Origin of the sequence: Rhizobium leguminosarum (assembly GCF_001679785.1) — a bacterium.
GTDB classification, from domain to species: Bacteria; Pseudomonadota; Alphaproteobacteria; order Rhizobiales; family Rhizobiaceae; genus Rhizobium; species Rhizobium leguminosarum_R.
Genome location: NZ_CP016286.1, coordinates 1,156,773 through 1,169,307, shown reverse-complemented (window position 1 = coordinate 1,169,307; position 12,535 = coordinate 1,156,773). Strand labels below are relative to the sequence as shown.

Here is a 12,535-nt window from a genome sequence, read left to right as displayed (position 1 = left end):
TCGACTCTCCACAGTCAACCAACTTCATCGATTGAGCAACTTTGCTCAATCGATGAAGCAACAATTGCCACCTTCCTTCAATAATGTCAAGCTGCGATCGAAGTGGAGATATCAGTGAATCAGGACAGGCCGACAAAAAAGACCACGATCTATGATCTCGCCGAGCTTGCGGGAACGTCGGCCAGCGCTGTCAGCGCCGTGCTGAACGGGAATTGGAAGAAGCGCAGAATCAGCAGTCAATTGGCGGAGAAAATCACCCGGCTTGCGGAGGAGCAGGGGTATGCCATCAACATGCAGGCCAGCCTCCTTCGACGGGAGAAGTCGAAAATCATTGGCATGATCGTGCCCAAATATGACAACCGCTACTTCGGGTCGATCGTCGAGACCTTCGAGACCATGGCGCGCGCGCGAGGTCTTTTCCCGATCATCACCTGTACACGCCGCGACCCTGAACTGGAGGTCGAAGCGGCCCGGACCATGCTTTCCTATCAGGTCGAATGGCTGGTCTCGACCGGCGCCACGGATCCCGACCGCATCAGTGATATCTGCGGGGCCGCGGGCGTCGGAAGCCTCAATCTCGATCTGCCCGGCACCAAAGCGCCTTCCATCATTTCCGACAATTTTACCGGCGCTAGAGAATTGACGCGGCGCATTCTCGTCAACAGCGAGCGAAAGCTGGGCGCGGCTCGCCCGCTACTCTTCATCGGTGGCCGCGGCAGCGATCACAACACAGTGGAGCGCGTGCGCGGCTTTCGCGCGGCCCATGCCGATATCGGTGTAGCGATCGACGAGAGGCATATCCTGACCTGCGGATACGCACCGGAAAAAGCCGAGATGTCTCTTCAGGCGCTGGCCATGGCGGAGGATGAGCTACCGAGCGGCATGTTCGTGAATTCCACCATTTCGCTCGAAGGCGTCATGCATTGGATCAAGCGCTCGGGCCACTATGTCAATCAAACGCCTGTCATAGGCTGCTTCGACTGGGACCCCTTCGCGGCACTGCTCGGCGACGAGATCGAGATGGTGCGGCAGGACGTTCAAGGCATGCTGAGCGCCGTATTCGAGGTCATCGACCATGGAGCCAAAGGCGCTTCGCTGATCGAGATCCCGCCTATCTTCGTGGATAGCGACAATGCACTCATCAATGATCCAACGGCGTGAGAGTCACCGAACCAATCTGACCGGCGTCAGAGACGCACTTCCATCTTTCTTCGTATGGGGCCGACTAGCCATTTGAGCGAAGCGCGATTTTCGGCTCGAGCGCGCGCTAATAGCGGATCGATGCCGCAGCGAGTTCTCGTGTTAAAACTTTTTGCGACCCACAAATAATTTCGCCGGTCTTGATATTGATTTCCGTTGCGCGCCGAGTACCGCTGCCTCGACGACCACCTGCCTGCTCAGCTTTGGAGGGGTCGGTGTCCATCGTCCGCAACTGCGGTACGCCAACTTCTCCTAACCATGCTCAAAAAGGAGGTGGCTCGGTTGTCCGAAAAGCTCGAAGCGCTTCTTTGATAAGTGGATTTTGGCCCCGTTCACCGCACAATCAAATTCGCAAAGTCCAGCACAAATGATTTCTGCTCAAGAATCGAATCCAAAATGGCGAAAGTGAGCGGAAAATAGTCGTCACTTTCAATCTTAATGGCCGCATTGCCCAAAATCATCGTTGCCAAGGCGCGGGCCGTGTCCACGCCTTCCACCGTTTCGCCCGCCAGTTCGGTGGACATGAGGTCCATGATGGTTTGGTTGCGGCCCAGACCGTGGCCAAGCCGGCTGTTGCGCCCGCCGCCGACCGTGACATGCAGATCGCCCAGTCCGGCAAGGCCGAACGCGGTGGCGGGATGTCCCCCCAGCCTTTCGCACAATCTTGCCATCTCAAGTGTTGCCTGGGTAAAAGCGGCCGCCGTTGGATTTTTCGATTGTTCACCCCCGCGTTTTTTGTCGGGGTATCGTGTCTGCATGGCGCTGACGCCAATCGCAAAGAAGTTTTTAAGGGCGGCGCAGGCTTCGACACCGGTATCATCGGTGGTAACAGACAGCCGATAATAGTCGGTCCGCATCAAAGCAGCGAAACGTTCGGCAACCTGCAGGTCCTTGCAGGCATAGATGCTGGCCGTCGGCTGGCGGTTGGCGAGTTCGCGCGCAATGCAAGGACCGCCGATCCCGATGAAGGCATGCATTTGGCGCAATTGTGGAGGGAGCGTTTCGGCATAGGTCGCCAACCCCTCGCCCCGGACAGCGAGCCCCTTGGTCACGAACGCCACCGGCAGGCGATTGACCATCAGATTGTTCAGGACATCGACCGCCCATCCTATGCCCCGGCTGCTTACACCGACAATGACAATGTCCGCACCCTCCAGATGCTCCGATCCCAGATCATCAATCGATATCGCCGTGACAAGGCGTGAACAGGGCTCGTCAAGCTTCGGATGGCTACCACCGCGACGGTGCATTTCGGCGATAACTTTGCGGTCCAGCGGCGTGCCGACAAGCAGAACGTTATGGCCGTTATCCGTTGCCGGCACTGTCAGCGCTGTTCCCATCACACCGGCACCGAGAATTACTATTTTCGCCACGATCCTGATCCTTCGGCTGTCTTCAACACTGAGCGGAAGCCCAATTTACCGCATCATGGCAGCGACATTGCCGCCATCGACGGTGATCACCGCGCCAGTGCTGGTGCGTGCCTTGGCAAGATGAATGAAGGCCGCTGCGACGTCCGCACCGGTCACTTCGCGGCCGACAAGGTTGCCGCGCATATAGGCCTCCGGCGTCAGGCCACGCGCCCGGCTTCTCTCGACCACCATCTGATCCGTCATCAGGCCGGTGCGTATCCGGTCGGCGTTGACCGCGTTCGCCGTGATGCCGGATGGGCCATGCTCAATGGCATATTGCCGCATCAGTGCCATCAACGCGGCCTTCGATGTGCCGTAAGGTCCGAAATCGGCCCCGGGATTCACGGCCTGTTTGGACACGTTGAAAACGATGGCACCGCCGCTTCTCTGCTCTTCCATCACTCGGACAACCGCCCGCGCGACATAGTGGTGGCTCCAGAAATTGAGATCGAACGCCTTCCTGAAAACATCCTCCGATACCTCAAGCAGACGTCCTTGGAATGCAGCGCCTGCATTGGAAATCAGGATGTCCACACCCCCGAAATGCTGCACCACCCTGGCGATAGCCGCGTCCACCTGGGCGGGATCGGTGACGTCGCAGGCGACACCCAACCCGCCCAGCCTTTTTGCCTCGCGTGTCACACTGTCTTCGGCAATGTCGAACAACGCCACCTCCGCACCTTCGGCACGCAGGGCTTCGGCGATCGCCAGGCCGAGCCCGCCGGCAGCACCCGTGACGATCGCCACCTGGCGCGTCAGCGGCTTTTCCACCTGTTTGGTGAGTTTGACCTGTTCCAAGGACCAATATTCGATATCGAAGAGGTCCGCTTCCGGGAGCGCCTCGAACGACGAAATTCCTTCTGCACTGGTGATGACCGCGATCGTCGCTTCGGCCACATCAGCGCCGACAAGCGCATTCTTCCGTGTGGCCCCTGCTGCAAACAGTCCGACGCCCGCCACATAGAAGACGCGAGGCATCGGATCCAGCATGGTCTTGCCGCCGCCAGCGCGATCGTTGTTGCGCTGGAAATACGCCCTGTAATCCTCCTGATAAGCCTCTACGGCAGCCCGCACCTTGTCACCCCATTCGGCAAGACGTCCGGCCTCCGGCGCCGGCAGAGCGATGCCGAAGCGCTTGATGTGAATGACATGCTCCGGCGTGGCATTGCCGCGCTGCACTAGGCTTTCGACCATTTCTGCATTGCAGAAATCGAGGATTTTTTCACTGCTGCGGTGTTCGAGAATGAGGCGTTTTGGCGCGCCCTCTATCCCAGTATCGATGGCAATGGCACCCCTCAGGATTGGCGCGATGTCCTTCGCTGCCGCGATCTCCTGCGGAATGGCGACCGAGACGAAAGGCTTCACGCGGCCACGTGCCAGACGCTGTTCAGCCTGATCGATCTTGGCGATCATATCCTCATAGGCTTCACGAGGATCGTCCGACCAAGTGAAAATCCCATGTTTCAGCAGGATCATGCCGTCGCCCGTGGGATTGGCGCGAAACGCCGCGTCGCAGGCCTTCGCCAGGACGAACCCGGGCATCACATAGGGGACGATAATCGAATTGGGAAACAATTCCCGCACAAGGTCCTCACCATGCGGCTGGTTGGTCAGAGAGACGATTGCATTGGCATGCGTGTGATCGATGTGCCTGAAGGGCAGGAGCGCATGCAGTATCGCTTCGACCGATGGATTCGGCGCATTCGGGTCCATGAGCAGCCGTCGCTGCAGCATCACCATCTCGTCGTCGGTCAGTGCGTCGTAGCCGACCATCGCCTTCAGCGGGTCGAGCCGTACGGCCGGCAGCCCCTGAGGCTCGATTGTGCCCATGTCCCAGCCGCTGCCCTTGACACAGAGAACATCCACCGACGACCCATCGCGATCGATAAACGCGGTCTTGACAGAAGTATTGCCACCGCCGTGCAGAACCAGTTCCGGATCCTGGCCGAGAAGACGTGTCGTATATGTCCTAATCGCCAGATCGCGATTGATGCCCTTGGCCACGTAGGCATTGAGCAAGGAGGCAAGTTCGCCGTCGTTCCATCTTGATTTCATCGCTATCACCTTTCATTCCCGAATCCTTCTGGAGCGGGTCAAAGTATGTTGAATGAGCCGCAGTCGGGTCAGATGCGATCTTCCGTTGCCGCGTCGAAAACGTGGACTTTCTCTGAAGCGATCGAGAAACGGACTTCGGTCCCCTCGTCAAATCGTGCCGACTTGTCGACAATGGCCAGAAACTGGCCTTCCGGTCCCTGGCAGCAAAGCTGGGCTTCGTGTCCCATACGCTCAATCAGCAGGGATCGCGCCGCAACCGAGCCATTCGGGTCGACCAAGACATCGGTCGGGCGGATGCCGCAAATCACCTTTTGCCCCACAGATACCTTGAGCGCCGGGTCGAGACGAATGAGGCCGGCACTGGTTTGAGCCGCCGGTACGCCCTGATCGGCGACAACCGCGCCGCCGAGGAAATTGATCGCCGACGAGCCGATGAAGTCGGCGACATATTTGCTCGCCGGCCGGTCGTAGACATCGTCAGGCGTGCCGATCTGCTCGATCTTGCCCGCGCGCATGACGACTATCTTGTCGGCCATGGTCATCGCTTCGATCTGGTCATGGGTAACGTAAATCGTCGTCGTCTTCAGGCGATTGTGCAACTGGCGGATTTCGGTGCGCATATGGGCGCGCAACTTGGCATCGAGATTGGAAAGCGGTTCGTCGAAAAGAAACACCGCCGCTTCACGCACCATGGCCCGCCCCATCGCTACACGCTGGCGCTGGCCGCCGGAAAGCTCCTTCGGGTAGCGCTGCAGATAAGGCGTGAGATTGAGAATCTCTGCAGCGTGTTCCACCCGCCTCTTGATTTCGGCGGGCGGCAACTTGGCCACCTCCAGGCTGAAGGCGATATTTTCATAGACCTTCATTGTCGGGTAAAGTGCATAATTCTGGAACACCATGGCGATATCGCGGTCGCGCGGATGCACGTCGTTGACGCGGCGTCCCGAGATCATAAGGTCGCCGGCAGTTACGCTCTCGAGCCCGGCCGTCATGCGCAAAAGGGTCGTCTTGCCACAGCCTGACGGCCCCAACAGAACGACAAACTCATGGTCCTCGATCAGGAAGGAAATGTCGCGCATGATGGTGAAGGCGCCGAAGGCCTTGCCGATGTGCTTGTATTCAACGGTTGCCATTGCAGATTCCACTCTCTGTTTTATATCGGCCGCGCATGTGGGCTATGCACATCCGCGCTCAGTATTTCTGCCGGGTCGGCGTGATGACGATTTCCTGCACGATCGCCTCTTGCGGAAGCCGATAGGCGTTCAAGATCAGGTCGGCGACGATGTCAGCGGTAATCCCGCCGCCGATCGCGGCCTTGTTGGCCTTGTAGTTGGCGAGGGTCGCCGGATCCTTCACCTGATCCAACACCTCGGTTTCGACGATACCCGGCGACAAGACGATGACCCGCACATCATGCGGAGCAAGATATTCGCGCAGGCTCTCGGAAATCGCGTGGACGAAAAACTTGGTGCCGCAATAAACGGTGTGGTCCGGATAAGTTTTGCGACCGGCAATCGAGCTCATCATCATCAGGGTCCCCGATCGGCGCGCTATCATGCCGTTCAACACCGCATGGACGCTGTTCATCACGCCCTTGGTGTTGATGTCGATCATCTCGTCCCATTCCACCGGCGGCTGTGTCGCAATATCCCCCAGCCGGGCGATACCTGCATTGGCAAACATCATGTCGACCGGCCCGAACCGGGCCTCGGCCTCAGCAACGGCCTCAATGATCGCCGCGCGGTCGCGAACATCGACCTTTTTCAAGACGACTTCAGGGAGATCGAGCGCCTCCAGCCGGTCCAGCCGGCGCGCCATCAAAAGAAGCGGATGACCGGCTGCGGAAAAGGCGCGCGCGGTAGCTTCGCCGATACCGGAACTGGCGCCGGTGATCGCAATCAGGGATTTTCTGGTCATTCCTATAACTCCAAAATGCACAGGTCCGGCGGTCCTCGCGGCGACGATCGTGGCAGACGCCACGATCGTCGCCGCGCGGTCAATCAGCCCTTGAGTACCTCGCCCACCTGCTTGGCGATGTCATCGAGTGCTTCCTTGGGAGAACCATAGCTGCCCGCAAAATACTTGCCCAACGACACCGGTATCGTGTCGCTCGACAGCTGCGCCCATTCCGGAAGATCCGGCTCGGAGCCCATGTGTTTCGCGATGGTTTCGCGAACGACCGGCAGGTGCCGTGTGGTACCGGCCCCGACACGGGCCTGCGCCAGCACGCGCGGATCATCGTAGACGCTGGCGCGCGTCGGGCCTGTGCCGCCGCCGAGCGTTGTGATCAGGGCCTGGGTATCGGCGCAGGTCGCCCATTGCATGAAGATCCAGGCAGCATCCGGGCTCTTCGAGTAGCGGGAAACCGCAAGGGATGAACCGCCCTGGTGACCGACGCCGGGGATTTCGCCGTAACCGGTTTCCTTGACGGTGCGAAGGGATATGGCCCGCGGCGGGACGGCGACTTCGCAAAGGCCGGAGACCTTCGTCTGGGTCGGATCGTCGAAATACGGGAAGAACTCGCCCCAGGACAGCATAGATGCAGCAACACCTTGCGCCACCGACTGACCCTGGCCATCCCAGGTCCAGCCGTCGACACCCGGAGGCATCGTCGCCTTGAGTTTCGTCCAGTATTCCAGCGCTGCAGCGCCCTTCTCATCATTGCCCGTAAACGTGCCATCCGGTCCAAAGATGGAGCCGCCATGCCCCCACAGCCATGCCGTCCAGTCGCATTCCAGGCTGTAATGCCCGGACTTCATCTGGCCGGTCGTGCCGTAGACATTCGGCCCCATCTCATCAGTGATGATCTTGGAGTTGGTGTAGAGCTCCTCAATCGTTTCCGGTGCCTTGAGGCTGAGCTTGTCGTAGATGTCCTTGCGGTAGATCATGATGAAGATCGGGATATCGTAGGGCACGCCGACCCATCGATCCTCGTATTTGGCGATGCCGTCGACCAGGGCGGGCAGGAAGTCGTCGAGATTGTAGTTCGGCATGGCAAGGTCAGCCTTGGCCGAATATTGTTCGCGCGGATCGAAGACATCCTGGCTGAAGCTCGCCGCCCAGCTTTGATCGATGTAGTAGAGATCGTAGGTTCCCAGATTGGACGCCACGTCGAGCGTGAGCTTCTGCAGCACCTGCTCGAGCGGAAGCACCTCGATCTCGACCTTGATGCCGGTGGCCTCCTCGAAATACTTCTTCAGCTGGCCGTTGATGGCATTCGACGGCGGAGTTGATTCCGTCGCAAGTTTCAATGTCGTCCCGGCAAAGGGCTTGCCGACATCCGCGAGCCACTTGAGGATTTCAGGGTTGGGGGTCAGTTCCTCGGCTGCCCTGGCACTGGAAAACGCACCAAACGGACGATTGCCGAATCCCATCCCGAGCGCACCTGCCCCAAGGCCAAGCTTTCCAGCGGCTCGCAGGAACTCCCGGCGCCCCAATTGACCCCGGACGAACTTGTCCGTGATTGACGCGAGGTAATGTTTTTTCACACTGTCTTTCATCAACTTCTCCTCCTCTAAATCGGCCGACGGGATCGCCGTCCGGATGCTCCAGATGCGCCGCTGGCGCACCTCCTATTGCTTCAGCGATCCCATCGTCAGGCCACGAACCAGATGGCGCTGCACGAGCAGGACGACGATGAAGGCGGGAACGATGGCTGCCGCTCCCAAGGCCGCCATGTTGCCCCAGGCCGTGCCGATGGACGTGACGAATGTCGAGGACACGACGGGGACAGTCTTGATGCCGGTCTGCGTCAATGTCAGTGCGAACAGAAACTCCGTCCAACTGAAGATGAAGCAGAGCACGGCGGATGCGGCGATGCCCCCCTTGGCCATAGGTAAGACGATGCGCCGGAAAATCGTCCAGCGGGACGCGCCGTCGAGCAACGCGCTTTCATCGATCTCAGCAGGGATGTCGTCAAAGAAGCTCTTCAGCAGCAATACGGCCAACGGCAGGTTCATCAGTCCATGCACGAGGATCAGGCCCAGATAGGTATCGAGCAGGTTCAGCTGCTTGAAAATGAAGAACATGGGAATGGCCACGGCAACCGGCGGCATCATGCGAGTCGACAGTACCCAATTGACGAACTCGTGCCGCCCACGGAATTGCATGCGCGACAAGCAATAGGCGGCCAGCGTCGCAACCACGATCGCAAGTACGGTCGACATCGAGGCGACGACGATCGAGTCCCAAAGGCGAGGTGCCATATAGAAATTGCCGCCACCCGGATTGACCGTCTCCTGCGTGCCGAAACCGAACCCAAGCGAGATGCCGAAAACCTGCTCGAAATTTCTGACCGTCGGCTCGAACTCGAAGAACTTCGGCGGCCACGAGAAAATGTCCTTAGCGTTGCGGAAAGCGACCGACGTCCAAAAGAAGATCGGGAAGAAGAAGAAGGCAACGACGAGCCAGCCGGCGAGCGTTCTGAAAATCCGCATGGATTTGCTTTGCGGCATGTTACCACCTCACCTTGAAGGCCCGGATGAAGAGATTGGCGAGGATCATCACGATCGCCAGGCTGACCAGGCTCAGCGTTGCGCCATACCCCCATTTCAGGAAGCTGAAGGTCTGCTGCCAAGCGTATAGACTGAGGCTGTAGGTCGATGTGCCCGGCCCGCCCGAGGTCATGACGAAGACGTAGTCGAAGACGCGGAACAGATCGATGCCGCGCAACAGGGCCGCGACTGCGATGACGCGCGACATCATCGGAAGCGTCAGGCGCCGGAACATTTGCAGCGAGGAGGCACCGTCGATCATCGCCGCTTCGTAGGGCTCGGGCGGCAGCGACCGCAGCCCGGCCATGAAGATCAGCACCATGAAGGGCGTCCATTGCCAGATCTCGGCCACTAGCACGCCCGCGAGCGCCAGTGAGGATGTGGCAAGGATTGGCGTTGCCTTGTCCAGCAGGCCCAGCATGTTAAGAAGATAGGTGAGCACGCCGAATTGGGGATCTTCCATCAACAGGAACATCATGCCGGCGATGGCCGGCGGTATAACTAGCGTCATCGACAAGACGGCACGCAATGCGCCAAATCCGGGCAGTTCCGCATCCAGCAGCAGGGCGACCGCCATGCCCAGCACGATCTCGCAGGCAAGTGCGATGGTGAAATAGACGAAGGTCACGCCGAGCGCGCCCCAGAAGCGCGTATCGTGCCAAAGCTGGACCCAATTGGCGAAACCTACGAAGACAAGTGCACGCTTGCGCGGCATGAACTCGTGAAAACTCAGCCAGATATTGTAGATTAGCGGATAGATCGTAAAGACGACCAGCAGACTGACCAGCGGCAGAAGCCACGGCCACGGCGAATCCGAGATCGCTATACGCTTCACCTGTGTGACGGACATTCGTACTCCTCCCTGAGCGGGCGACGGCCTTGACGCCTCGCTCCGGCGCTTTGACCGTCTCCCGATCCGGCCCGGCATTCCTCTGCCTGTCCGGATCATTCTCCACTCTGTTTCTCTTCGTCTCCGGCGAACCCGGCTCATCGGTGCGTCTGGGCGCCGATGCAGCTATCCCACTCTGGCGATACCCTTCTCTTCATTTTCTTGGGCGGCGCGCTCCCGTGCCATCCACGTGTCCAGTTCGGATATCTCTTCCTTGCGCATGCGAATTCCGGCCTTCGTCCGCCGAAACACCACGTCTTCGGCGGCCCGTGCATATTCGTGCCGCATGAGGAAGCGAACTTCAGCTTCGCTGAGATCGGGGCCGAAGCTGTGCCCAAGATCGGACATGCTGCGCGCACCGGCCAGGATGGTGCGTGCATCGACGCCATAATGCCGGACAAGCCGCCGTGCGGCGCGTGCACTGAGGAACGGGTAATCCTTGCCCAGATCATGCGCGAGCCGATCGGCGGCGCCCGCTTCAAAATTACCGCCCGGCAGGGGTGTGCGTCCGGTCCATCCCGCATTGATCATCCACTGCGGAAAATGAGCCGACAGTTTACGCAGCGCGTCCTCCGCAAGGCAGCGATATGTGGTGATTTTTCCGCCGAAGACGCAAAGAAGGGGGGCCTCGCCGGTCGCTGCATCGATTGTCAGCACATAGTCGCGCGTGGTTTCCTGCGCGTTGGCGGCGCCATCATCGTAGAGAGGCCGAACGCCGGCATAGGTCCAGACAATATCGGCCGGTGTTACGGACCGCTTGAAATATGACGATGCCGCCTCGCAAAGATACGCAGTCTCGCTTGCCGAGATCGATGCTTTTTCCGGCTGGTCCTTGTAGTCGACGTCCGTCGTGCCGATCAGCGTGAAATCGTCCTCATAGGGTATGGCAAAGACAATGCGCCCATCGGAGTTCTGGAAAATATAGCATCGGTCGTGCTCGTAGAGGCGCGGCACAATGATATGCGATCCCTTGACCAGCCGGATTTGTCCCGCGGCTTTGCGACCGCTCACTGTTGCCAGCACCTGATCGACCCACGGACCGGCAGCATTGACCAATGCACGCGCACGGATGGCCTGACGTCTTCCTGTTTCCACCTCTTCGATGGTGACGTGCCAGAGACCGTTTTCACGCACGGCGCCGGTGCATCGCACATGGGTGCGGATGTGTGCACCATGGGCTTCGGCATCCCGGGCGTTCAACACCACGAGGCGATTGTCCTGCACCCAGCAGTCGGAATATTCGAACCCGACCGTGGACACGTCGCGAAGCGGTTCGCCGGCAGGATCGCGTAACAATCTCAGCGTCTTCGTGCCCGGCAGTGTCTGCCGCCCCCCAAGGTGGTCGTAGATGAAGAGACCGAGCCGAAGCACCCACGCCGGACGCAGTCCCTTGCGATGCGGCAAAACGAACCGCAACGGCCAGATGATATGCGGCGCGATCCGCCAGAGAATTTCCCTTTCGCGCAGTGCATGGCGCACGAGCTTGAATTGGTAATGCTCCAGATAACGCAAACCACCATGGATCAGTTTGGTCGACGCCGACGACGTGCCGGAACCGAGATCCGATTTTTCGCAGAGAAACACGCTCAACCCGCGCCCTGCCGCATCGCGGGCAATACCCGCTCCGTTGATGCCGCCGCCGATAATGGCTAGATCGTATACCCGGCCGGTCATGCGACAGCTCTTTCTCTGCGCGCAGCGAGAATGCGATTGGCGACCTCGACGAAGCCATGTCCACCTTCAGCGCGTGTCACATAGGTCGGCTCAGCCTCGATGCGCCCCCGGAACTGCACGACGTTTGCCACACCGCAGGCATTCGGAAAGAAACGGAACATCGGCGCGTCGTTGGGGCTGTCGCCAACGAAGACGATCTTCTCTTTCTCCACATCGATATCCAACCCGAGTACATCGGACGCAAACCGCCGCGTCATCGTCAGTTTGTCGTAGGTGCCATACCAGCCGTTGACGTGAATGGAGGACACCTTGGCGACCGCGCCCTCCTCTTCGAAAATCCGCTTGATGCGCTCCACCTCGCCGGTCGGCAATGGCGGCACATCCTCGCAGAAGTCGATAGCGAGATCTGCCTCGCGATAGTGCTGGTCGGCCGAAATGGCGGCGCCAGGGACCTCAGTGAGAATGCGCGCGCGCACAATTTCCAGCTTTTTTCGGTCATCGGCGCGCTGGCCATCATTGATCGCAAACACACGGCGCATCCGCCGGCTGTCCTGATGATAGGAGAAATAGAATGCGCCGTTTTCGCCGACGACACCCGAGACCGGCCACATTCGCGCGATCATGTCGCACCAGCCTGCCGGACGGCCGGTGATGGGCGCCACCGCGATGCCCGCGACAAGCAGCCTCTCGAGTGCTTCATAGGCGCACGCGGGCAGGCGACCGTCATTGGTCAGCGTATCATCTATATCGGCAAACAGTGTGGTGATCCTGCTTGCAGCGTCTGCCGGCATATCGGAAATCGCGCGCATGGC

At 59.5% G+C, this 12,535-nt stretch carries 10 protein-coding genes; 1 reads left to right on the top strand and 9 read right to left on the bottom strand.

The features are described 5' to 3' along the window. The first annotated feature begins 114 nt into the window (after window positions 1-114). Window positions 115-1,161 (top strand): LacI family DNA-binding transcriptional regulator, encoded by a 1,047-nt coding sequence (locus tag BA011_RS05950; protein WP_065279762.1) that lies wholly within the window; start codon window positions 115-117, stop codon window positions 1,159-1,161. A gap of 371 nt (window positions 1,162-1,532) precedes the next feature. Here the strand turns inward: BA011_RS05950 and BA011_RS05945 are convergent, their stop codons facing one another. The 9 genes from BA011_RS05945 to BA011_RS05905 all read right to left on the bottom strand — a co-directional run bounded on the left by BA011_RS05945 (window position 1,533) and on the right by BA011_RS05905 (window position 12,532). Continuing rightward, complete coding sequence (locus tag BA011_RS05945) at window positions 1,533-2,573, bottom strand: glycerol-3-phosphate dehydrogenase (RefSeq protein WP_065279761.1); 1,041 nt, start codon at window positions 2,571-2,573, stop codon at window positions 1,533-1,535. 45 nt (window positions 2,574-2,618) lie between these two features. Further along, window positions 2,619-4,667 (bottom strand): bifunctional aldolase/short-chain dehydrogenase, encoded by a 2,049-nt coding sequence (locus BA011_RS05940; RefSeq protein ID WP_065279760.1) that lies wholly within the window; start codon window positions 4,665-4,667, stop codon window positions 2,619-2,621. A 68-nt stretch (window positions 4,668-4,735) separates the two neighbouring features. Then, window positions 4,736-5,800: an ABC transporter ATP-binding protein gene (locus tag BA011_RS05935; RefSeq protein ID WP_065279759.1), complete on the bottom strand. Its 1,065-nt coding sequence runs from the start codon at window positions 5,798-5,800 to the stop codon at window positions 4,736-4,738. Window positions 5,801-5,858: 58 nt separating this feature from the next. Continuing rightward, window positions 5,859-6,584: an SDR family oxidoreductase gene (locus BA011_RS05930; RefSeq protein WP_065279758.1), complete on the bottom strand. Its 726-nt coding sequence runs from the start codon at window positions 6,582-6,584 to the stop codon at window positions 5,859-5,861. Between the two features lie 83 nt (window positions 6,585-6,667). Next, window positions 6,668-8,167: an ABC transporter substrate-binding protein gene (locus BA011_RS05925; RefSeq protein WP_065279757.1), complete on the bottom strand. Its 1,500-nt coding sequence runs from the start codon at window positions 8,165-8,167 to the stop codon at window positions 6,668-6,670. 72 nt (window positions 8,168-8,239) lie between these two features. Then, the gene (locus BA011_RS05920; protein ID WP_237352589.1) at window positions 8,240-9,103 is read right to left on the bottom strand and encodes a carbohydrate ABC transporter permease; all 864 of its coding nucleotides are present in this window, start codon (window positions 9,101-9,103) and stop codon (window positions 8,240-8,242) included. 19 nt (window positions 9,104-9,122) lie between these two features. Then, window positions 9,123-10,010 (bottom strand): carbohydrate ABC transporter permease, encoded by an 888-nt coding sequence (locus BA011_RS05915; RefSeq protein ID WP_065279756.1) that lies wholly within the window; start codon window positions 10,008-10,010, stop codon window positions 9,123-9,125. A 165-nt stretch (window positions 10,011-10,175) separates the two neighbouring features. Continuing rightward, complete coding sequence (gene glpD, locus BA011_RS05910) at window positions 10,176-11,723, bottom strand: glycerol-3-phosphate dehydrogenase (protein WP_065279755.1); 1,548 nt, start codon at window positions 11,721-11,723, stop codon at window positions 10,176-10,178. Then, window positions 11,720-12,532 carry an HAD-IIB family hydrolase gene (locus BA011_RS05905; protein WP_065279754.1) on the bottom strand — a complete coding sequence of 271 codons (813 nt, stop codon included), beginning with the start codon at window positions 12,530-12,532 and terminating at the stop codon, window positions 11,720-11,722. The genes glpD and BA011_RS05905 overlap by 4 nt, the downstream gene beginning before the upstream one ends. Between the last annotated feature and the right edge of the window lie 3 nt (window positions 12,533-12,535).